This is a genomic window from Streptomyces beigongshangae (assembly GCF_019710745.1).
Classification (GTDB): Bacteria; Actinomycetota; Actinomycetes; order Streptomycetales; family Streptomycetaceae; genus Streptomyces; species Streptomyces beigongshangae.
In genome coordinates this window covers 84,257-106,360 of sequence record NZ_JAHKJW010000018.1, presented here as the reverse complement: position 1 = coordinate 106,360, position 22,104 = coordinate 84,257, and the positions used below count along the sequence as shown (strand labels likewise).

17 protein-coding genes and 2 pseudogenes are annotated in these 22,104 nt (G+C 72.9%); 7 read left to right on the top strand and 12 right to left on the bottom strand.

The genetic code is table 11. From position 1 onward, the window contains the following. From KM933_RS16375 to KM933_RS16345, 7 genes and pseudogenes are all read right to left on the bottom strand, one after another. Positions 1–963, bottom strand: a complete 963-nt coding sequence (locus KM933_RS16375) for an AAA family ATPase (protein ID WP_221352784.1) — start codon at positions 961–963, stop codon at positions 1–3. Next, the gene (locus tag KM933_RS16370; RefSeq protein WP_221352782.1) at positions 960–3,113 is read right to left on the bottom strand and encodes a VMAP-C domain-containing protein; all 2,154 of its coding nucleotides are present in this window, start codon (positions 3,111–3,113) and stop codon (positions 960–962) included. Before KM933_RS16370 ends, KM933_RS16375 begins: the two co-directional genes overlap by 4 nt. A 3-nt stretch (positions 3,114–3,116) precedes the next feature. Beyond that, positions 3,117–3,521 carry a CU044_2847 family protein gene (locus KM933_RS16365; RefSeq protein WP_221352780.1) on the bottom strand — a complete coding sequence of 135 codons (405 nt, stop codon included), beginning with the start codon at positions 3,519–3,521 and terminating at the stop codon, positions 3,117–3,119. Positions 3,522–3,711: 190 nt separating this feature from the next. Continuing rightward, a complete protein-coding gene (recD2, locus tag KM933_RS16360) occupies positions 3,712–5,985 on the bottom strand; it encodes an SF1B family DNA helicase RecD2 (RefSeq protein WP_221352778.1) in 2,274 nt (757 codons plus the stop codon). A gap of 58 nt (positions 5,986–6,043) precedes the next feature. Continuing rightward, complete coding sequence (locus KM933_RS16355) at positions 6,044–6,841, bottom strand: SAM-dependent methyltransferase (protein WP_221352776.1); 798 nt, start codon at positions 6,839–6,841, stop codon at positions 6,044–6,046. Positions 6,842–6,958: 117 nt separating this feature from the next. Beyond that, positions 6,959–7,156 carry a DUF397 domain-containing protein gene (locus KM933_RS16350; protein ID WP_221352774.1) on the bottom strand — a complete coding sequence of 66 codons (198 nt, stop codon included), beginning with the start codon at positions 7,154–7,156 and terminating at the stop codon, positions 6,959–6,961. 8 nt (positions 7,157–7,164) lie between these two features. Beyond that, positions 7,165–7,716, bottom strand: a pseudogene (locus KM933_RS16345) (DUF5753 domain-containing protein); the annotation flags it as partial. Here KM933_RS16345 and KM933_RS39350 point away from each other — a divergent pair. Beyond that, positions 7,709–7,908, top strand: a pseudogene (locus KM933_RS39350) (ATP-binding protein); the annotation flags it as partial. The pseudogenes KM933_RS16345 and KM933_RS39350 sit on opposite strands and share 8 nt — an antisense overlap. A gap of 27 nt (positions 7,909–7,935) precedes the next feature. On the opposite strand, the gene KM933_RS16340 reads toward KM933_RS39350, so the two are convergent. Then, entirely contained in the window at positions 7,936–9,279 is a 1,344-nt protein-coding gene (locus KM933_RS16340; RefSeq protein WP_260333640.1) for a M20 metallopeptidase family protein, read from the bottom strand. A 218-nt stretch (positions 9,280–9,497) separates the two neighbouring features. Between KM933_RS16340 and KM933_RS16335 the strand changes: the two genes are divergently transcribed. The 5 genes from KM933_RS16335 to rbsD are packed head-to-tail and all read left to right on the top strand — an operon-like array spanning position 9,498 to position 15,467. After that, positions 9,498–10,538 carry a LacI family DNA-binding transcriptional regulator gene (locus KM933_RS16335; RefSeq protein ID WP_221352770.1) on the top strand — a complete coding sequence of 347 codons (1,041 nt, stop codon included), beginning with the start codon at positions 9,498–9,500 and terminating at the stop codon, positions 10,536–10,538. After that, positions 10,535–12,130 carry a sugar ABC transporter ATP-binding protein gene (locus KM933_RS16330; RefSeq protein WP_308013421.1) on the top strand — a complete coding sequence of 532 codons (1,596 nt, stop codon included), beginning with the start codon at positions 10,535–10,537 and terminating at the stop codon, positions 12,128–12,130. The genes KM933_RS16335 and KM933_RS16330 overlap by 4 nt, the downstream gene beginning before the upstream one ends. Beyond that, positions 12,120–14,099 carry an ABC transporter permease/substrate-binding protein gene (locus KM933_RS16325; protein ID WP_221352768.1) on the top strand — a complete coding sequence of 660 codons (1,980 nt, stop codon included), beginning with the start codon at positions 12,120–12,122 and terminating at the stop codon, positions 14,097–14,099. Before KM933_RS16330 ends, KM933_RS16325 begins: the two co-directional genes overlap by 11 nt. A gap of 55 nt (positions 14,100–14,154) precedes the next feature. Then, entirely contained in the window at positions 14,155–15,078 is a 924-nt protein-coding gene (locus KM933_RS16320) for a ribokinase (protein WP_221352766.1), read from the top strand. Next, positions 15,075–15,467, top strand: coding sequence for a D-ribose pyranase (gene rbsD / locus KM933_RS16315; protein WP_221352764.1), 393 nt, complete (start codon positions 15,075–15,077; stop codon positions 15,465–15,467). Before KM933_RS16320 ends, rbsD begins: the two co-directional genes overlap by 4 nt. Positions 15,468–15,694: 227 nt before the next feature. Here the strand turns inward: rbsD and KM933_RS16310 are convergent, their stop codons facing one another. The 3 genes from KM933_RS16310 to KM933_RS16300 are packed head-to-tail and all read right to left on the bottom strand — an operon-like array spanning position 15,695 to position 18,902. Continuing rightward, a complete protein-coding gene (locus tag KM933_RS16310; protein ID WP_221352762.1) occupies positions 15,695–16,492 on the bottom strand; it encodes a sugar phosphate isomerase/epimerase family protein in 798 nt (265 codons plus the stop codon). Positions 16,493–16,542: 50 nt separating this feature from the next. Beyond that, entirely contained in the window at positions 16,543–17,754 is a 1,212-nt protein-coding gene (locus tag KM933_RS16305; protein WP_221352760.1) for a dihydrodipicolinate synthase family protein, read from the bottom strand. Beyond that, on the bottom strand, positions 17,751–18,902 hold the full coding sequence (locus KM933_RS16300) for a Gfo/Idh/MocA family protein (RefSeq protein ID WP_221352758.1): 1,152 nt from the start codon (positions 18,900–18,902) through the stop codon (positions 17,751–17,753). The genes KM933_RS16305 and KM933_RS16300 overlap by 4 nt, the downstream gene beginning before the upstream one ends. A gap of 378 nt (positions 18,903–19,280) precedes the next feature. Between KM933_RS16300 and KM933_RS16295 the strand changes: the two genes are divergently transcribed. Then, a complete protein-coding gene (locus tag KM933_RS16295) occupies positions 19,281–20,333 on the top strand; it encodes a LacI family DNA-binding transcriptional regulator (protein WP_221352756.1) in 1,053 nt (350 codons plus the stop codon). A gap of 153 nt (positions 20,334–20,486) precedes the next feature. On the opposite strand, the gene KM933_RS16290 is transcribed toward KM933_RS16295, so the two are convergent. After that, positions 20,487–21,992 (bottom strand): oxidoreductase, encoded by a 1,506-nt coding sequence (locus KM933_RS16290; RefSeq protein WP_221352754.1) that lies wholly within the window; start codon positions 21,990–21,992, stop codon positions 20,487–20,489. Positions 21,993–22,104: the final 112 nt, after the last annotated feature.

The following is a 22,104-nucleotide window of genomic DNA, read 5'->3' as shown; positions in this document are numbered from 1 at the left end:
TCAGACAGCCCCTGACAGTTGGTGCAGTACGGCGTCCAGCAGCCCCTCCGCGTCCAGGTCCACACCCCCGACCCGCAGGAACACGGCGTTGAGCAGTTGGTCGGTGGCGAGTTCCCCGGGTGCCCTGCGGCGCAGGAATGCCTGGAGGAGGTCGTCGACGTCGAGCAGGACGTCGGGGCCCAGGTGGGCGGTGACGATCGCGCGCAGTCGTTCCTCGTCCGGCACCGGCAGGTCGAGCCGGATGCAGCGGCGCAGGAACGCGGGCGGGAAGTCCCGCTCGCCGTTGCTGGTGATGACGACGACGGGGAACTCGGTGCACTGCACCCGTCCCCGCTCGACGCTCACGGTCCCCTCGTGGTCGGCCGTCATGACATCGACGACCGGTGTGTCCGCCGGCAGCCGTACCAGCTCGGGGATCTCGAAGACGCCTTCCTCGAACACCGTCAGCAGGTCGTTGGGCAGATCCACGTCGCCCTTGTCCATCTCGTCGACCAGCAGCACCCGGGGTGCTCCGGCGGGTGTCAGCGCCGTGCCGAGCGGTCCCAGCCGGATGAAACTGCCGATGGAGGGTTCCGTCCCGGGGCGGTCCCGGCTGAGAGTCGTCTCCCGTAATCGCCCGATGGCGTCGTACCGGTAGAGCGCGTCCTGGACGCCGGAGCGGCTGTTGACGGGCCAGCGCAGCAGATCGCCGAGGGCCAGCTCATGGGTGACGGCCCGGGCGAGCGACGACTTCCCGGTGCCGGCGGGTCCGGTCACCAGGAGCGGCCGGCGCAGGTGCAGCGCGGCGTTGACCACATCGGCGTGCTGGGAGGAAATCAGGTACGGCAGCGGTGCGGGCGGCCGCTGCGCCGACGTGAAGCGCCGCCACGGCGGGGCCGGCGGCATGACCACACTGCGCTGGACGCCGTCACCGCGAAAGATCCGCCAGCTTCCGTTCGGTGCGGGGTTGGTCGCGGGGTTCATCGGCCCTCCCGGGGCTCGGACAGATGCAGTCGCGGTACGGTCCGGTCCGCGTCCGCCCAGGCCAGCACAGGCCGCCCCGGAAAGTCACGCGGCCGGTGCACGGTCTTGGCACGGTACGACCGCACCGCTTCGGGGAGGTCTCGGGTGGTCGCCCCGGTCATGTGGTCGACGGCGTGCGGCTCCCGGCCGGCGCCCCGGTCCCAGACCACCACGGGCACCCCCACGGCCAGACACACCTGGACAATCCCGTCGCGCAGCCGTGGTGGTGCGTCGACGCTGACCCGGACGGCGTCACGCCGGTCCATCAGCGTGCCGTAGACCTCGCGCGGACTCGTCGCGTCGTCGCCGAACCGGAGGGAGACGCCGGAGTCGAGCTGCCTCCATCTTCGGCGCCAGTCGGGCAGAAAGCGCTCGTTGCGGCGCAGGAGTTCCGGGCAGTTGACGATGATCGGATACTCCGCCCCCAAGACGCCCGGCACCAGGTCGTCGGAGCCGAGGCTCTCCCATTCGTCGATCGGGAGGTTCAGCCCGGCCCGGTCGACCAGCGCTTCCACCAACGGCCGACGGTCGTCCGGTGCGGCCCGGTACAGCGATTCCAGTACGCGCAGCAGTTCGCGCGCCCCCTCGGCGCCGCTGTGGGCGGTGCCGCCGTCGACGGGGAGCCGGCGGGGGCCCGCGCCCTCGTCACACCACATCCTCAGCCGGTAGCGATCGTCGCCGTCGCCGGTGACCTGCACCAGGACGCGCAGCGGCGCCGTCCGCGCACCGAGCGCCCGCGCCCAGTCCTCCGCGTCGGACCGGCGCTCGGCCAGCGCGGACCGAGGGATTCCGAGCCGTCCGGCCACCGCGTCCACCCAGAGCCGGAACCCGGCCCGGGGCGCTGCCTGGCACAGCACGGCGAAGTACTCCATGACGCGCAGCAGCCCGGGGACCCGCGGCCCGCCCGTCTCCGTGCGACTGTCGCCCGGCAGGCTCTCCAACCGGTCGAGCAGGCCGTCGAGCGTGTTGTCCGGGGGGAACTCGGCCGCCAGCGGCAGCGCCGCCCGTACGGCCTCCGGGAACCGGGCGGTGACCGGTGCGGGGACGGCGCGCAGCAGGACCCACAGCTTGCGGTGCTCCCGCGGGGAGAGCAGTTTCGGCGTCCGGGACAGCAGCCCGGCGGCCAGCAACTGGTCGGCGGCGCCGGGGTCCCGCCGGCGCAGTACCTCGGTCAGCGCGGGCAGCGCGCGCGGGCGGAGCACCAGCAGGTGCGCGAACTCCTCGAAGGTGGGCGCGGACGCGTCGGTGCGGTGGCCGAGCCCGCACCGCTCCGCGACGGCCGCCGCGTACTCCGTCCTGAGCATCGGCGAGGGCATCGTAGATTCCAGCAGGTCCGCCAGGAGGAGCGGCGCCGGGTCGTCCGGGTCCACCGCGGGCAGGTCGAAGAGCCGGTCGGCGCCGACCGCCCTCAGCTCGCTCCGGATGCGCTGCCACGGGATGCCCCAGCTCCGGCGCGCGATGTGCTGCGTGCTGTACGCGGCGGCGCGGCCCGTCGCGGGGTCGGCGGGCGGCATGATGTGGGCCGCGACGATGCCCACCACGGCGTGGCCCGCGCCCTCCCAGAGCGGCCCGCCGCTGTATGCGGGACCGATCGGCATGCCCGTACCTTCGCCGTCCAGGTAACCGATCGTGTCGTCACAGGATTTGACGTGCACGTCGGCAAACGAGCTGCGCAGCCCCGTGCTGTGCCAGGCACGCAGCGCCTGGCCCTCACTCATGGGCTGCCACCGGGGAGCCGGCGCGTGGTCCCCGGGCGGCGACTCGATCCGCAGGACGGCGAGGTCGCCGGCCCATTCCCGGTCCTCCCTCTCACGCACCCTAGGCCCTCCGTCGGTCCGGCGGGGCGGCACCCAGTGGACGACCACGGCGTCGTACCGGGTGGTACTGGTCGCCCCGTGCAGGATCACCTCTACCGGGTGGCCGGGCGCCCGGACCTCGAACGGGGGTCTGTCCAGCGCGTCGTTGACGACGTGGGCGCACGTCAGCAGCCGGTCCGCGCCCAGCAGCACACCGGCCCCCGCCGTCCTGCCGTCGTGGCGGCGCAGGACGGAGACGACCGATCGACGCGGATCGACGGAGGCCGGACCGTCCGTGTCGTGGAACCAGCCCATCCGTCAGCCCCGGGGCGCGGCGGTCTGCCAGGTCGCCGAGACCGTCATGTGTGCCTGCCCGCTCCCGCCGACCACGCCGAGTCTGAGGTCGTGGCCGATCTGGATGCCGAAGGAGACGTTCACCTCCTGGGGCGGGTGCTCCGAGGTGAGGACGGCGTCGTGCACCTCCTGGAGGAGGGGGCCCAGCGGCTGCAGGGTCCGGCGCAGCGTCTCGGCGGCGAAGGCCGGTACCGTCCGCCCGCCGCGGGCCACGGGCACGCTCTGCCCCATGCCGTCGGGCAGCTCGGCCATCGGGTCGTCGGCAGGGCCGTCGGCGGGTGCGGCACCGGGCACGGTTTCCTGCGGCGGGACCAGCTCGAAGCGGATGGCGGTCCCGTCGGCGAGTTGGAACTCGGTGAAGGTGGACACCCTCACATTGTGCCGACGAGCCGTTGACCAGCACACGGCTCGTCGGAATTCTCCGCTTCTTGTCCTGTCCTGTCGTGGTTTGCATGCCGGTGCCGTCACGCCGATACCGTCACACCGATGCTCCGCGGGCGCCGGGGCCGCCCCTGATCCGTCGGCAGCGGAAGGTGACAGGTCGGAGCCGAGGTCGGGGTCAGCCCGGCAGGCGGCCGCCGGCCAGGCGGAAGTCCAGTGCCGTGCAGCGGCGCCCGGCGGACACCGTGCGGACCGCCTGGCCCAGGGCCTTGCGCGACCCCACCAACACCACCAGCTTCTTCGCCCGGGTGACGGCCGTGTACAGGAGGTTGCGCTGGAGCATCATCCAGGCCCCCGTGGTGACCGGGATGACGACCGCCGGATACTCGCTCCCCTGCGAGCGGTGGATCGTCACCGCGTACGCGTGCGCCAGCTCGTCGAGTTCGTCGAACTCGTACGGCACCTCCTCGTCCTCGTCCGTCAGGACGGTCAGCCGCTGGTCGTCGAGGTTGAGGGAGGTGACGACCCCCACCGTGCCGTTGAAGACGCCGTTCTCCCCCTTCTCGTAGTTGTTGCGGATCTGCGTGACCTTGTCGCCGACCCGGAACACCCGGCCGCCGAACCGCTTCTCGGGGAGGTCGGGCCGGGCCGGGGTGACCGCCTGCTGGAGGAGGCCGTTCAGCGCCGCCGCGCCCGCCGGGCCGCGGTGCATCGGGGCCAGCACCTGGACGTCCCGGCGCGGGTCCAGCCCGAACTTCGCCGGGACGCGCCGCGCCGCCACGTCCACCGTGAGCCGTCCCGCCTCCTCCGTGTCGTCCTCGACGAAGAGGAAGAAGTCCTCGAGCCGGTCGGTCACCGGATGCTGCCCGGCGTTGATCCGGTGGGCGTTCATCACCACGCCCGACTGCTGGGCCTGCCGGAAGACCTTCGTCAGCCGGACCGCGGGGATCGGGCCGCCCTCGGCCAGCAGGTCGCGCAGCACCTCGCCCGCCCCGACGCTGGGCAGCTGGTCGACGTCCCCCACGAAGAGCAGGTGCGCGCCCGGCGCCACCGCCTTGACCAGCTTGTTGGCGAGCAGCAGGTCCAGCATGGACGCCTCGTCCACGACCACCAGGTCCGCGTCCAGCGGCCGGTCCTTGTCGTACGCCGCGTCGCCCCCCGGGCGCAGTTCGAGCAGCCGGTGCACGGTCGAGGCCTCCGCCCCCGTCAGTTCGGCGAGGCGCTTGGCGGCCCGGCCGGTCGGCGCCGCCAGCACCACCTTCGCCTTCTTCGCCTTGGCCAGCTCCACGATCGAGCGGACCGTGAAGGACTTGCCGCAGCCGGGCCCGCCGGTCAGCACCGCGACCTTCTCGGTGAGGGCGAGCCGGACCGCCTGCTCCTGCTCGGGGGCCAGCTCCGTCCCCGTACGCCCCTTGAGCCAGGTCAGGGCCTTGTCCCAGGTCACGTCCCGGAACGCCGGCATCCGGTCCTCGTCGGTGCGCAGGAGCCGCAGCAGCTGGGCGGACAGGGACAGTTCGGCCCGGTGGAAGGGGACGAGGTAGATGGCCGTCACGGGCTCCCCGCCGTCCGGGCCCGGTACCTGTTCCCGTACGACACCGGGGTCCTCGCCCTCCTCGGCGGGCGCGGCCAGCTCCGCCAGGCACTCGATGACCAGGCCGGTGTCCACCTGGAGCAGCTTCACCGCGTCCGCGATCAGCCGCTCCTCGGGCAGGAAGCAGTGGCCCTGGTCGGTGGACTGCGAGAGGGCGTACTGGAGGCCGGCCTTCACCCGCTCGGGGCTGTCGTGCGGGATGCCCACGGACTGGGCGATCTTGTCGGCGGTGAGGAAGCCGATGCCCCAGACGTCGGACGCGAGGCGGTAGGGCTGGTTCTTGACGACGGAGATCGACGCGTCGCCGTACTTCTTGTAGATGCGGACCGCGATGGACGTGGACACCTCGACGGTCTGGAGGAACAGCATGACCTCCTTGATCGCCTTCTGCTCCTCCCACGCCTCGGCGATCTTCTTGGTGCGCTTGGGGCCCAGTCCCGGCACCTCGATGAGCCGCTTGGGCTCCTCCTCGATGATCTGCAGCGTGTCGAGTCCGAAGTGCGTCGTGATGCGGTCGGCGAAGACCGGTCCGATGCCCTTGACCAGGCCGGACCCGAGGTAGCGGCGGATGCCCTGGACCGTGGCGGGGAGCACGGTCGTGTAGTTCTCGACGGTGAACTGCTTCCCGTACTGCTGGTGGGAGCCCCAGCGGCCCTCCATGCGCAGGGACTCGCCCACCTGGGCGCCGAGCAGCGCGCCGACGACCGTCAGGAGATCGCCGCCGCCGCGGCCCGTGTCGACCCGCGCGACGGTGTAGCCGTTCTCCTCGTTGGCGTACGTGATCCGCTCCAGCACGCCTTCCAGCACCGCGAGGTTCCGCGCCCCGGTCTCCGCCTGCGCCCCCGCCCGTTGATTGGACATGATCCGACGCTACCGCCCGCGTCTGACACCGGGGCACGCATCGGGTGGCGGCAGTGGGTCATCCGGACTTGCGGGCCACTCCCCCGTAGAAGCCGATCTCGTCGGATCCGGGTGGCGGCGGGCCGTCCGGGCGCCAGAACGGGACCTGGGCGAGGCCGGGCTCGACCAGCTCGAAGCCGTCGAAGAATCGCTCGATCTCGGCGCGGGAGCGCAGGTTCATGGTGGCGGTGGCCTTGCTGTAGACGGCCTGGGCGTCACTGCGGTCGGCGAAGTCGCCCGTGGTGTGCGAGAGCACCAGGAAGCTGCCGGCCGGCAGCGCGTCGCGCAGCGTGGCGACGACCTGCCCGGGCTTCTCCGCGTCGGTGAGGAAGTGGAGGATGGCCACGAGGAGCACGGCGACCGGCTCGTCGAAGTCGATGACCCGGCGGACGTCGGGGTGGTCCACGACGGCCTGCGGGTCGCGCAGGTCGCCGAGCACGATGCTGTTCACGCCGGAACCGCTGAGCAGCGCGTCGGCGTGCGCGCTCACGATCGGATCGTTGTCGACGTACGCGACGCGCACGTCCGGGGCCACCTCCTGAGCGATCTCGTGGACGTTCGGCGAGGTGGGGAGCCCGGTGCCGATGTCGAGGATCTGCCGGACGCCGCTGCCGACGACGAGGCGGACGGCGCGCCGCATGAAGGCGCGGTTGGCGCGCACGCCGATCCGCACCTCGGGGGCGACGGCGGCCAGCGCGTCACCGGCCTGCTGGTCCACCTCGTAGTTGTCCTTGCCGCCCAGCAGGTAGTCGTAGATCCGCGCGGGGTGCGCCCTGCTGGTGTCGATCCTGCCGGCGCTGAAGCCGTCCTGACTCACGCTGCGCACTCCTCTCGGCCGCCGCCGAGCCCCTTGCCGGTGGACGGCTGCCCACAGCTTTCCACACCAACTCGGGTGCGTGCGCCAATGATTGACCGCCAGGTGAAACGGGGGCGGTCAGCTCGGAGAAGAGCCTTTCAGCGCTTCGAGGAAGGCCGTGAAGGCCGGGGCGGGGAAGGTCAGGGTGCGGGCGCCCGCAGGGTTGGTGGGGGTCTTGGAATCGCGGACGGATATGCGGGTGGGAGTAGTGGCGATCTCCACGCAGGCGTTTCCGTCGCCTTCGCCGGAGTGAGAGGACTTTCGCCAGTTGTCCATGGGGTACCTCACAGCTCTTTCGCCAGCCGGTTGACGAAGTCACGCGACCGTTCCGGGTCCAGTGACACACCTTCCAGCTTACGGAAGCGTGTTCGGTAGGTGCTGAGCTGAGCTTCGGAATCGAGGAAGACCGAACCATGGGGCGCGTCGCGGAGGACGGTATCCAGTCTGGGCACGGAGCCGCCCGCGTACGTCATCGTGCTCGACGCCCTGGCGAAGTCGTCCAGGTCGAAGGGGATGACCCGGACGGTGATGTGGTCCGCTTCCGAAAGGTCCAGAAGTCGGTCGAGTTGAGCCCTTGACGCGGCACGGTCACTGACCCTGAAGCGAAGGGCTGCCTCATGGATCACCGCTTCGTACGGGGTGGTGGACTCCTGGCGTGCCCTTCGGTGCTGGATACGCGATTCGCGTTCCCCAGGGGTCAGCTCCGGCAGCCTGGACGAGAAGACGGCACGCGAGTAGTCCTCCGTCTGGAGCATGCCCGGGACGCACAGGATCGCCACTTCCCGTAAGAACTCGGCGTGATACTCCAGCTCGGCGAGGTCCAGGAACGAGGCGGGGGTGTGGATCGGGGCGTGGGACGCCGATCCCGAACCGCCCCACCCACCGCAGCCGTTGGAGCGGATTGACGAGACGGAGGACGGGCGGGGCTCAGGATCGTCATGGCCTGCGCGCAGCACTGGGGCTGGACGCCGTCGGTCAGGTTCGGCGACCGGGGGAAGCACGTGTGGTGCGAGTTGGTCACGGCGTAGAAGCCGTACGTCCACTCAGGAAACGGATCAGCGCGGCAGGTGCTGCCCGCCGTGCGTGCGCTCCGCGATCCAGCCCGCCATCGCCCGTACTCCGAGGCCGATGGCCCGCTCGTCCGGGGAGAAGTCGGGGTAGTGCGGGTAGCTCGTCGTGACGCAGGCGCCGGGGGTGCGGACGCCGAGGAACGTGTAGGTGCCGGGCATCCGGTTGAGGTAGAGGGCGAAGTCCTCGCCGCTGAAGGGCGGGAAGGCGGCGTGGAGTTCGACGACCGCGCTCCGGCCCAGGGTGCGGCGCAGGTGGCGGGCGAGCAGGCGGGTGTCGTGCTCCGGGCAGACCAGGGCCGGGAACGGCTCGGCGGGAAAACGTACCGAGGCCCCCGCGTACGGCGCCGCCGCCCGCCGGATTCCCTCACGCACCTCGACGTACCGCTCCTGCGGCCAGCAGCGGTAGGAAACGCTCACCCCGGCCTCCCGCGCCACGGCCTGGAGGGCCACGAACCGGGCCAGGGGGCCGTCGGGGATCTGCGCGTCCTCGACCAGGCGCTCCAGGTCAGCCGGGGTCCGCGGCAGGGCCACCGTGGCGAGCGCTGCGACGTCGGCGGCCAGGCGCCGCGCGGCGTCGGCCGCGTCCGGCCCGGAGATGGTCAGCTCCACCCTGTCCTGGCCGGGCATCCCGTAGCCCGGCAGCACGGCGAACCGGCCGACCGGGAACGGCCCGCAGTGCAGCGCGTGGATCTCCTCGACGCCCAGCCGCTCCAGCACACCCGTGCCGAGGAGCGCGCGGGCGCCGGACAGGGTCTCCTCGGCGGGCTGGAAGACGAAGACCGCCGTTCCGCTCAGGCGGTGCCGCAGCCGCGCCAGGACCCGGGCCACGCCGACACCCACCGCGGTGTGGACGTCATGGCCGCAGACGTGGGCCGGCGCGGAGCCCGTCCCGACGACGGACGCGGGCGGAACCGCGTCCGTGTCCGCCCGGTAGGCGACGGTCCGGCCGGGCCGCGAGCCCCGCAGGACCCCGACGACTCCGTGTCCGCCCAGCCCGGTGGTGACGGTCAGTCCCGCCGCCCGCAGCTCCCGCGCCACCACGGCCGCCGTGCGCCGCTCCTGCCCCGGGGCCTCGGGGTGGCGGTGCAGGTCCCGCCGCAGCCCGATCAGCGCCGGGCCGACACGCGCCGCCTCGGCGGCCACCGCCGCCCGCCCGACGAGCGGCCCTCCCGCATCGGTGACGGCCCGCCCACTCCCCTCGCCGGCGACCGGCCCTCCCGCAGCAGCGGCCGCCTGCCCCGCGCCCGCCCACACCGCTCCCGCGCCGGTCGCCGCCGCGCCGGCCAGTAACGTGCGGCGGGCGAGGGGCCGTTCCATGGGACGAGTCATTCTTCTTCTCCTTCGGCTCAGGTGTTCCGTGGAACACACGATCGCCGCCCCCGGGGGTCGCCGCCCATCCGGCGGGCCACCGCCCGGGGGTGGGGACACCCGCACCCACCCCCGTGTTCATCACGATCCGGTCTCAGGGGGTTGTTTACTTCCATGTAATCGATTCCAATCACTCCGGCAGGTGCATGTAATCGATTCCACGAGGAGGTGGAGCGGCCATGGCGAGCATCAAGGACGTCGCCGCCGGGGCAGGCGTGTCCGTCGCCACCGTGTCGCGCGTCCTGAACGACCACCCGTCGGTCAGCGCGGACGCCCGCGCCCGTGTGCTGGCCGCCGTCGACGCGCTGGGCTACCGCCCGAACGCCGTCGCCCGCTCCCTGCGCACCGACCAGACCCGCACCCTCGGCCTGGTCATCAGCGACGTGCTGAACCCGTACTTCACCGAACTGGCCCGCTCCGTCGAGGAGGAGGCCCGCGCCCTCGGCTACAGCGTCGTCATCGGCAACGCCGACGAGCGGCCCGACCTCCAGGACCACCACGTCCGTACGCTCCTGGACCGCCGGATCGACGGGCTCCTGGTGTCCCCCACCGACGGCGGCTCGCCGCTGATGCTGGACACCGTCCGCGCCGGGACCCCGATGGTCTTCGTGGACCGGTGGATACCGGGCGTGGACGTGCCCGTCGTCCGGGCCGACGGACGCGCCGCCGTGCGCGACCTCGTCGCCCACCTGCACGGCCTGGGCCACCGCAGGCTCGCCATCATCGCGGGCCCCGCGGCCACCACCACCGGCAGCGAGCGGGTCGAGGCGTTCCGGGACGCCCTGCGGGAGTACGGGCTGCCGCTGCCCGACGCCTACATCGGGCAGGGCGACTTCCAGGCCGCCAGCGGCCGGCGGGTCACCGAGGAGTTCCTCGACCTGGCCGAGCCGCCCGAGGCCGTCTTCGCGGCCGACAACCTGATGGCCCTGGGCGCCCTGGACGCCGTACGCGCACGGGGCCTGCGGGTCCCCGACGACATCGCGCTCGCCGCGTTCGACGACATCCCGTGGTTCGTGCACACCGATCCGCCCGTCACCGCGATCGCCCAGCCCACCCCCGAACTGGGGCGGGCCGCCGTACGCGCCGTCGTCGACCGCATCGAGGGGCGGCCCCCGCGGTCGGTGACCCTCCCCGCCACCCTCGTCGTCCGCCGGTCCTGCGGCGAACCCCCTGCCCCGGACACCCGGCAGGCGAACGTCACTCAAAGGAGCAACCCGTGAGCAGCAGCCCGGACGAGTTGCTGCGTATCGAAGGGATACGCAAGACCTTCCCCGGTGTGGTCGCGCTCGACAGCGTCGACTTCGACCTGCGCCGCGGCGAGGTGCACGTCCTGCTCGGTGAGAACGGTGCCGGCAAGAGCACCCTCATCAAGATGCTGTCCGGCGCCTACCGCCCCGACTCCGGGAAGGTCGTCGTCGACGGCGAGGAGGTCCGCATCCAGGGCGCGCAGGACGCCGCGCGCCTCGGGATCGCGACCATCTACCAGGAGTTCAACCTGGTCCCCGACCTGACGGTCGCCGAGAACATCTTCCTGGGCCGCCAGCCGCGCCGTTTCGGGATGATCGACCGGAAGCGGATGGAGGCCGACGCGGCCGGGCTGCTGGAGCGGGTGGGCGTCGACGTGTCGCCCCGCGCCCGGGTGCGCGAACTGGGTATCGCCCGGCTCCAGATGGTCGAGATCGCGAAGGCGCTCAGCCTGGACGCACGCGTCCTGATCATGGACGAGCCGACCGCGGTGCTCACCTCCGGCGAGGTCGACAAGCTCTTCCGGATCGTGCGCAGGCTGCGCGAGGACGGTGTCGGCATCGTCTTCATCACGCACCACCTGGAGGAGATCGCCGCACTCGGCGACCGGGTCACGGTCATCCGGGACGGCCGCAGCGTCGGCCAGGTGCCCGCCACCACGCCCGAGGACGACCTCGTCCGCATGATGGTGGGCCGCTCCATAGAGCTGCAGTACCCGCGCGAGCGCACCGGGACCGGGGCCCCTCTGCTCAGCGTCGACGGGCTCACCCGGGACGGGGTGTTCCACGACGTCGGCTTCGAGGTGCGGGCCGGCGAGGTCGTCGGCATCGCGGGTCTGGTGGGAGCGGGTCGTACGGAGGTCGCCCGCGCCGTCTTCGGCGCCGACCCGTACGACAGGGGGTCCGTGGCGGTCGCCGGCCGGCGGCTGCCGCGCCACGACGTCAACGCGGCGATGGCCGCCGGGATCGGGCTCGTCCCCGAGGACCGCAAGGGCCAGGGGCTGGTGCTCGACGCCTCCGTCGAGGAGAACCTCGGACTCGTCACCCTGCGGGCCGCGACCCGCGGCGGGCTCGTCGACCTCAAGGGGCAGCGGACGGCCGCGGCCGGGATGGCCGAGCGGCTCGGCGTACGGATGGCCGGGCTCGGCCAGCACGTGCGCACGCTCTCCGGCGGCAACCAGCAGAAGGTCGTCATCGGCAAGTGGCTGCTCGCCGACATCAGGGTGCTGATCCTGGACGAGCCGACCCGCGGCATCGACGTGGGCGCCAAGGTCGAGATCTACCAGCTCGTCAACGCGCTCACGGCCGCCGGCCACGCCGTCCTGATGATCTCCAGTGACCTGCCCGAGGTGCTCGGCATGAGCGACCGGGTGCTGGTCATGGCCCAGGGCCGGATCGCCGGTGAGCTGTCCGCCGACGAGGCGACCCAGGACGCCGTGATGGCCCTCGCCGTCAGCACGCCCACCGGCACACCCACCGGTACACCCACCGCGGCGACCACCAGTGACACCGACACCGACACCACCAACAACTCTGCTACCTCCGGGGAGGGCTCCCGTGGCCACTGACACGCTCAAGAGCACGACGGGCGCGAGTGGCGCTCCGGGCGGTGGCGCCCCGGGCGGCCTGCGCCGGCTCCTGCTCGACAACGGCGCGCTCACCGCGCTCATCGTCCTCGTCGTCGCGATGTCGGCCCTGTCCGGCGACTTCCTGACGACGGACAACCTGCTCAACGTCGGCGTCCAGGCGGCCGTGACCGCCATCCTCGCCTTCGGCGTGACCTTCGTGATCGTCTCGGCGGGCATCGACCTGTCGGTCGGTTCCGTGGCCGCCCTGTCGGCCACCGTCCTGGCCTGGACGGCGACCTCCGAGGGCGTACCGGTCTGGATCGCGGTGCTCCTCGCGGTCGTCACCGGCATCGCGTGCGGCCTGGTCAACGGCGCCCTGATCGCGTACGGGAAGCTGCCGCCGTTCATCGCGACGCTGGCCATGCTGTCGGTGGGCCGCGGTCTGTCCCTGGTGATCTCGCAGGGCAGCCCCATCCCCTTCCCCGACTCGGTCTCGCACCTCGGTGACACGCTGGGCGGCTGGCTGCCCGTGCCGGTCCTGGTGATGATCGCCATGGGGCTCGTCACCGCCCTGGTCCTGGGACGTACGTACCTCGGACGCTCCATGTACGCGATCGGCGGCAACGAGGAGGCGGCCCGCCTCTCCGGACTGCGGGTGAAGCGGCAGAAACTCGCCATCTATGCGCTGTCGGGGCTCTTCGCCGCCGCCGCGGGCATCGTGCTCGCCTCCCGGCTCTCCTCCGCGCAGCCCCAGGCCGCGCAGGGTTACGAGCTGGACGCCATCGCCGCGGTCGTCATCGGCGGCGCCTCCCTCGCGGGCGGTACGGGCAAGGCGTCCGGCACCCTCATAGGCGCGCTCATCCTCGCGGTGCTGCGCAACGGCCTCAACCTCCTGTCCGTGTCGTCGTTCTGGCAGCAGGTCGTCATCGGCGTGGTCATCGCGCTGGCGGTGCTGCTCGACACCGTGCGGCGCAAGGCGGGGGCGACGCCGGTCACCTCGGGTGCGGGAGGCGCGGCGGGCCTGAAGGGCAAGGGCCCGCAGGCCGTCAAGTACGGGCTCGCCGTGGTCCTCGTGGCGGCGGTCGTGGGCGGGCTGTCCCTCTTCAACAACGGCTCGTCGTCGTCCGCGAACCCGAAGGTCGGCCTGTCCCTCTCCACCCTGAACAACCCGTTCTTCGTGCAGATCAAGGCGGGCGCGCAGGCCGAGGCCGAGCGGCTCGGGGCCGACCTGACCGTCACGGACGCGCAGAACGACGCCTCGCAGCAGGCCAACCAGCTCCAGAACTTCACCAGCGAGGGCGTCGACTCGATCGTCGTCAACCCGGTGGACTCCGACGCGGCGGGCCCCTCGGTGCGCTCCGCGAACAAGGCCGGCATCCCCGTCGTCGGGGTCGACCGGGGCGTCAACAAGGCGGAGACGGCCGCGCTCGTGGCCTCCGACAACGTCGAGGGCGGCAGGCTCGGCGCCGAGGCGCTGGCCGAGAAGCTGGGCGGCAAGGGGAAGATCGTCATCCTTCAGGGGCAGGCCGGCACCTCCGCCAGCCGTGAGCGCGGCGCGGGCTTCGCCGAGGGCCTGAAGGCGTACCCGGGCATCGAGGTCCTCGCCAGGCAGCCCGCCGACTTCGACCGCACGAAGGGGCTGGACGTGATGACGAACCTGCTCCAGGCCCACCCGGACGTCCAGGGCGTCTTCGCCGAGAACGACGAGATGGCGCTCGGCGCGGTCAAGGCGCTGGGCTCCAAGGCCGGCAAGTCGGTCCAGGTCATCGGCTTCGACGGCACGCCGGACGGGCTCAAGGCCGTCGAGGGCGGCACGCTGTACGCCTCCGTGGCACAGCAGCCGAAGGAACTCGGGAGGATCGCGGTGCGCAACGCGCTGCGCGCGGCCGACGGCGAGAAGACCGAGCAGACGGTGAAGGTTCCGGTGAAGGTGGTCACGGCGGAGAACGTGGCCGGCTTCACCGGCTGACCCCGCGTCCCGTCCAGCTCCGTTCCGTGTTCCGTGTTCCGTAGGGAGACAACCCATGTTCGAGTACGACCTGCTGGTCGTGGGGTCGGCCAACGCCGACCTGGTCGTCGGTGTCGAACGGCGGCCGGGCGCCGGGGAGACCGTGCTCGGCTCCGACCTGGCCCTGCACCCCGGCGGCAAGGGCGCCAACCAGGCCGTCGCCGCCGCCCGGCTCGGGGCCCGTACGGCGCTCCTGGCCCGGGTCGGCGACGACGCGCACGGCAGGCTGCTGCTGGACTCGCAGCGAGCGGCCGGGGTCGACACGTCGGGCGTCCTGACCGGCGGCGCGCCCACCGGCGTCGCGCTCATCACCGTGGACCCGTCCGGCGACAACAGCATCGTGGTGTCGCCGGGCGCGAACGGCCGGCTGACCCCGGACGACGTGCGCGCGGCACCGGCGTCGGCCCTGCTCGCGGCCTCCCGGGTGGTCTCGGCCCAGTTGGAGATCCCGCTGGAGACCGTCGAGGAGGTCGTACGGGCGCTGCGGCCCGGCACCCGCTTCGTACTGAACCCGTCCCCGCCGCGGGAACTGCCCGCGGCGGTGCTCGCGGCCTGCGACCCGCTGATCGTGAACGAGCACGAGGCGCGGGTGGTGCTCGGCGCGCACCCGGACGGCGCGGGCGGCACGCCCGAGGAGTGGGCCGGGGCGCTGCTCGCGCTCGGCCCGCGCTCGGTGGTCGTCACCCTGGGCGAGGAGGGCGCGCTGGCCGCCGACACCTCGGGCACGGTCCGCGTCCCGGCGGTGCGGGTGGCCGCCGTGGACACCACCGGCGCCGGTGACTCCTTCACCGCCGCGCTGGCCTGGCGGCTGGGCGCCGGCGAGTCCCTCGCGGACGCGGCGGCGTACGCGGCCCGGGTCGGCGCCGTCGCCGTCACCCGGCAGGGCGCGCAGGCGTCCTTCCCCACCGCCGAAGAGATCGAGGAGATCACCGCCGTATGAAGAAGTCCGGAATCCTGAACCGTCACCTGGCGGGCGCGCTGGCCGAACTCGGCCACGGCGACGGCGTGCTGGTCTGCGACGCGGGCATGCCCGTTCCGGCGGGTCCGCGCGTCGTCGACCTGGCGTTCCGGGCCGGGGTGCCGTCCTTCGAGGAGGTACTGGCGGGGCTGCTGGACGAGCTGGTCGTGGAGGGCGCGACGGCGGCGGAGGAGGTGCGCGAGGCGAACCCCGAGGCGTCCGCCCTGCTGGCCGGGCACTTCCCCACCACGCTGGCTCACGTCTCCCACGAGGAGCTGAAGGCCCTCTCGGCCGGCGCCCGCCTGATCGTGCGCACCGGCGAGGCCCGCCCGTACGCGAACGTGCTGCTGCGCTGCGGGGTGTTCTTCTAGGACGTCTTCCGGCTCCAGGACGTCTTCCGAACTCCGGAAAGTACTTCGAGGGGGCCCGGTCCGTCGACCGGGCCCCCTCGGCCCCTCCCCCAAGATCAGAACCCCCGCGATCCCCCCGGATCCCCCTCCAGAAGTCCTGATGCCAAGTACGACCCGGGAGGTGGCGGAAGGGTTGCGCTGTTTCTCAAGTTTTTTCGAGGTTCACCCGGGCGGGGACGGCGTCGGGGTCAGGCCGTGTGTTCCAGGAACCGGGCCGCCGTCTCCGCGAGCACCTCGCGGCCGTCACGGGCCCACAGGGCGTCGTTGAACAGTTCGACCTCGACGGGGCCGGTGTAGCCCGCGGCCTCGACGTAACCCCTCCACTCGCGCAGGTCGACCGAGCCGTCGCCGAGCTGGCCGCGGCCGTTCAGGACGCCCTCGGGCAGCGGGGTCGTCCAGTCGGCGAGCTGGAAGGTGTGGATGCGGCCCGCGGCCCCCGCACGGGCGATCTCCGCGGGGGCCCGGTCGTCCCACCAGAGGTGGTACGTGTCCACCGCCACGCCGACCTGGTGCGCGGGGAAGCGTTCCGCGAGGTCCAGGGCCTGGGTGAGCGTGGAGACCACGCAGCGGTCGGCGGCGTACATCGGGTGGAGCGGTTCGACGGCGAGACGCACACCCCGTTCCCCGGCGTACGGCCCCAGCTCGCCCAGGGCGTCCGCGATCCGCTCCCGGGCGCCGTGGAGGTCCCTGGAGCCCGCGGGGAGGCCGCCCGAGACGAGTACGAGGGTGTCCGTGCCGAGGGTGGCCGCCTCGTCGACCGCCCGGCGGTTGTCGTCGAGGGCCTCCGTCCGCCCGGCCGGGTCGGCGGCCGTGAGGAAGCCGCCCCGGCACAGGGTGGTGACCGCGAGGCCCGCCTCCCGGACCAGCTTGGCGGTCCGCTCCAGGCCGTGCGACCGGACCGGCCCCCGCCACAGACCTACGCCCGGGACGCCCAGCTCCAGGCAGGCGTCGACCAGTTCGGGCATCGGGAGCTGCTTGACGGTCATCTGGTTGATGCTGAAGCGGGAGAGATCTCCGAGAGGTTCGGGGCTCGGGGTCACTGGTTCACTCCGTACAGGGAGAGCAGGTTCTTCATGCGGGACTCGGCGAGCGCCGGGTCCGGGAACAGGCCCAGGCCGTCGGCGAGTTCGTACGCGCGGGCCAGGTGCGGCAGCGAGCGGGCCGACTGGAGGCCGCCGACCATCGTGAAGTGGGACTGGTGGCCCGCGAGCCAGGCCAGGAACACGACCCCCGTCTTGTAGAAGCGGGTGGGGGCCCGGAAGAGGTGCCGCGACAGTTCGACGGTCGGGTCGAGGAGCGCGCGGAAGCCCGGTACGTCACCGGTGTCCAGGGTCCGTACGGCCTCGGCGGCGAGCGGGCCCAGCGGGTCGAAGATCCCGAGCAGGGCGTGGCTGAAGCCGCGGTCGTCGCCGGCGATCAGCTCGGGGTAGTTGAAGTCGTCGCCGGTGTAGCAGCGCACGCCGTGCGGGAGCCTGCGGCGCAGGTCGATCTCGCGCCGCGCGTCCAGCAGCGAGACCTTGATGCCGTCGACCTTGTCGGGGTGCGCGGCGACGACCTCCAGAAAGGTGCCGGTCGCCGTGTCCAGGTCGGTGCTGCCCCAGTAGCCCTCCAGGGCCGGGTCGAACATCGGGCCCAGCCAGTGCAGGACCACCGGTTCGGCGGACTGGCGGAGCAGGTGCCCGTAGACCTCCAGGTAGTCCTCGGGTCCCTCGGCGACGGCGGCCAGCGCCCGCGAGGCCATCAGGATCGCCCGCGAGCCGGCCTCCTCGACGAGGGCGAGCTGCTCCTCGTACGCGGCCCGCACCTCGTTCACGTCGTACGGGTGGGCGGTCCCGGTGGCCGTCAGCTGGTCGGTGCCGACGCCGCAGGCGATCAGGCCGCCGACCGCCTTCGCCTCCGCCGACGAACGGCGGATCAGCTCGGCGGCGCCCGTCCAGTCGAGGCCCATTCCCCGCTGGGCCGTGTCCATCGCCTCGGCGACCCCCAGTCCGTGGGACCACAGGTGGCGGCGGAAGGCGAGGGTGGCGTCCCAGTCGACGGCTGCCGGGGAGTCGGGGGTGGTGTCGGCGTACGGGTCGGCGACCACGTGCGCCGCCGAGTAGACCGTACGGGAGACGAGGGGGGCGAGGGGGGCGAGGGGGGTGTCTGTAGTGGCCGTGACGTTGGCGGCGGTGGTGACGGCGAGTGGTTCGGTGCGCGGGGTGTACGTGCGCAGCCCTCCGCCCGCGTCGGGCAGGTGGAGGGTCACCGGGCGATCTCCGGGACGTCGAGGCGGCGGCCCTCGGCCGAGGACCTCAGCCCCAGCTCGGCGAGCTGGACGCCGCGGGCGCCGGCCAGGAGGTCCCAGTGGTAGGGCGCGTCGGCGTACACGTGCTTGAGGAAGAGCTCCCACTGGGCCTTGAAACCGTTGTCGAACCCGGTGTTGTCGGGCACCTCCTGCCACTGGTCGCGGAAGACCTCGGTGGCGGGGACGTCCGGGTCCCAGACCGGCTTGGGGGTCGCGGACCGGTGCTGGACGCGGCAGGTGCGCAGCCCGGCTACCGCCGAGCCCTCGGTGCCGTCGACCTGGAACTCGACGAGTTCGTCGCGGTTCACGCGGACCGCCCAGGAGGAGTTGATCTGGGCGACCGCGCCGCCCTCCAGTTCGAAGATGCCGTAGGCGGCGTCGTCGGCGGTGGCGTCGTAGGGCTTGTTCCGCTCGTCCCAGCGCTGCGGGACGTGGGTGGCGGTGAGCGCCTGCACCGACTTCACCCGGCCGAACAGCTCGTGCAGCACGTACTCCCAGTGCGGGAACATGTCGACGACGATGCCTCCGCCGTCCTCGGCCCGGTAGTTCCACGAGGGGCGCTGGGCGGACTGCCAGTCGCCCTCGAAGACCCAGTAGCCGAACTCGCCGCGGACGGACAGCACGCGGCCGAAGAAGCCGCCGTCGATCAGCCTCTTGAGCTTGAGCAGACCGGGCAGGAAGAGCTTGTCCTGGACGACGCCGTGCCTGATGCCGGCCTCGTCCGCCAGCCGGGCCAGCCGCAGGGCGCCGTCCAGGCCGGTGGCGGTCGGTTTCTCGGTGTAGACGTGCTTGCCGGCCGCGATCGCCTTCGTGAGCGCCTCCTCGCGGGCGGAGGTGACCTGGGCGTCGAAGTAGATGTCGACGGACGGGTCGGCGAGGACGGCGTCGAGGTCGGTGGACCAGTGCTCGATGCCGTGCCGGCCGGCGAGCGCCTCCAGGGCGTGCTCGCGGCGGCCGACGAGGACCGGTTCGGGCCACAGCGCGGTGCCGTCGCCGAGGTCGAGGCCGCCCTGTTCGCGCAGGGCGAGGATCGAGCGGACGAGGTGCTGGCGGTGGCCCATGCGTCCCGTCACGCCGTTCATGGCGATGCGCACCGTCTTGCGTGTCACGTCATTCCCTTCGTACGTGTCCCGCGCCCGTGTCCCGCGCCTCGTGCGCCCCGCCGGTGTACGCCGGTGACTGGTGAACGGTGCAGCAAGCGCTTTCTATGTAGGGAGAAGCTAGCCTCTGTGCAGCGGATCGGACAAGACCGCGGGGGCGACGAGTTGTTCGAGGGGGCGAACAGGTGGGGTTCGCGGTCGTAGGGTCTGGACGGGCCCCGGCCGCGGTCGGCCCCGGCCGGATCGACCCCGGCCGGATCAGCCCCGACCGGGTCGGCGACTGCGCACGATCCGGTGCGGTGCGTTGCGTTGCGGTTCGGTACGGCTCCGCACGACTCGGTGCGGCTTTGAGGGCGAGGACGAGATGCGCGACCGGAGGACGACGAGATGACGGTGACCCTGGCGGACGTGGCGGTCCGCGCGCAGGTCTCGCCCGCGACGGTGTCGCGCGTGCTGAACGGGAACTACCCCGTGGCGGCCTCCACCCGCGAACGGGTGCTGCGGGCCGTGGACGAGCTGGACTACGTACTGAACGGCCCCGCGAGCGCGCTCGCCGCCGCCACCTCCGACCTGGTGGGCATCCTGGTCAACGACATCGCCGACCCGTTCTTCGGGATCATGGCGGGAGCGGTCCAGTCCGAGATCGGCGGGCCGGGGGGCCGGGCGGGCGGCGAGCGCCTCGCCGTCGTGTGCAACACCGGCGGCTCGCCCGAGCGCGAGCTCACCTACCTCACGCTCCTGCAGCGCCAGCGCGCCGCGGCGGTGGTGCTGACGGGCGGGGCCGTGGAGGACACCGCGCACGCGGCGGCCGTCGCGACGAAGCTGCGCAAGCTCGCCGCGGCGGGGACGCGGGTGGTGCTGTGCGGACGGCCGCCCGCGCCGGCCGGCACCGACGCGGTGGCGCTCACCTTCGACAACCGGGGCGGCGGACAGCTGCTCACCGAGCATCTGATCGGGCTCGGGCACCGGCGGATGGGGTACATCGCGGGGCCGGAGGAGCGGACGACGACGCGGCACCGGCTGGAGGGACACCGGGACGCGCTCGCGGCGCACGGCGTCCCGGACGACCCCGCGTGGACCGTCCACGGGCGGTACGACCGCCGGGCGGGGTACGAGGCGACGCTCGAACTGCTGCGGCGGGAGCCGGGGCTGACGGCCGTGGTGGCCGCCAACGACACGGTCGCGCTGGGGGCGTGCGCGGCTCTTCGCGACTCGGGGCTGCGCATTCCGGACGACGTGTCGGTCGTCGGCTTCGACGACCTCCCGTTCAGCATCGACGCGGTGCCGGCGCTGACGACGGTACGGCTGCCGCTGGCGGACGCGGGGGCGCGGGCCGGGCGGCTCGCCATGGGCCGCGAGGAGGCGCCGCCGGACGGGATCGCGCAGATCCGGGGGGAGCTGATGGTGCGGGGGTCGACGGGGGCGCCGAAGGGGGTCTGAGGGAGGGCTGAGAGGAGGGCGGGACGTGTGCGGGTGCGGTCCGGTGGGGGCCGAGCGCGCAGTTCCCCGCGCCCCTGGGGAGCGGGGGTGCCGGGAACTTCGTGGGGAACCCCCGCCGGGCCGCGGGCGAAGGACCGACTCCCCCGCCCGCGCTCAGTTCTTGTTCAGTGAGCGGGTGACGCCCGCGACCACGGCCGTGGTCAGCAGCCAGCCCGCGGCGATCAGCGCGTACGAGAGCGCCATGGGGCCGTCGTCCCGCCAGTGCCAGGCCCCTCGCTGGCCGAGGCCGCCGATGGGGATCAGCAGGTCCAGCGTGTAGGCCAGGGCGCTGAACGGAGGCCCCTCGCCCTGCTTGCTGGCCGTGGGCGTGGCGGACCTGAAGACCAGCGTCCCGGCGAGCGACAGCAGGAGCAGCCAGCCGCCCGCCCGCCAGGGCCGGTAGCCGTAGCCGACCGTGGCGTCGAAGACGTGGCCCCAGAACCGGGCGACGGGGTGGAGCGTGCCGCGCCGGTGGCGCTGCTTCGCCAGCAGCACGAGGCGGGCGTCGTCGTCGTGGCCGATCTGCCGGTACCAGCCCGCGAGCTGCTCGTACGGCTGCGGACTGTAGCCGGGCGAACGGCGGATCCACGCGATCCGGCGGGCCACGCCGGCCCGGGCACCGGTTCCCGCGGGCGGCACGTCGTCCGCGTGCAGGGAGGCGTAGGCGAGCCCTTCCAGCCGCAGGCGCGCGGTCCGGCCCGCCTCGTTGTCGCGCAGGACCTCGACGCGCGCGCTGCGCAGGTCGACACCGCCGGGCGGGGCGACCGCGGGCGTGAGGTCCAGCTCGGCCGCCTGTACGCGGGTGAGGTCCAGGGCCGCGCCCGGATCGCCCAGGACGGCGCCCCGCAGCGACAGCCGGTTGGTGATGTGCGCGCCGCGCAGCCGGACGGCGCCGGTGGCGCTGAATCCCTCGGTCATCTCCAGGGTCGTCATGGTGGCGTTGTCCGCGAGCAGCGCCTCGCCCCGCGGGTTCTCCAGCCGCGCCCCGTCCAGGAACAGGCCACCGGACAGCTGCGCGCCCAGCAGCCGCAGCCCGCCCCTCGCCGTCAGACGGCGGCCGAAGACCGCACCCTCCATGACGAGTCCGCCCGCGAACAGGGCCCACCCGCTGTCGGCGGACAGGGTGGCCTCGCTCAGCACCAGTTCCCCGGAGATGTGGGTGTTGATGAGCGAGAGCCGGGAGCCCTCCACGGTCGTCCCGTTCAGATTCAGCCTCCCCTCGATCCGGGCCATCGACGCCTCGACGCCCGGGACCCAGCACCCAGCCAGCCGGATCGAGCGCGTGGTGCAGCCGCGCAGTCCCACCGGTTCCTCCAGACGGCAGGAGTCGAGCCGGATCGTCTGGGCGATGTCCGCGCCCGCCAGGTCGAGCGTGCCGACCACGCGCGCGCCCTCCAGGCGGAGTGCGGCGAGCGCGCCCGGCGGGGCGGGGTTGGCCCCCAGCAGCAGCGCCGCCAGCACCTCCGCCCGGACCGTACGCTCCGGCCCCCACCCATGCCCCTGCCCCTGCCGGGGGTCGTCCGCCCCGGGGACCCCGCTGCGCAGGTCCACGAGGCGGCCCTCGGGAAAGGCGTCCCAGACGGCACGTTCCGGCTGTGTCAGATCGTCGTACTGGAGCACCCCGGAAGGCTATCCGGGCGGCGGTGCCGGGAACCGCCATGGATTCGTCCTCCTCGACGGGAGGCCGCACCCTTCGCCCTTCCTCCGGTGCGGACCTCGTCGGCCGGGAACG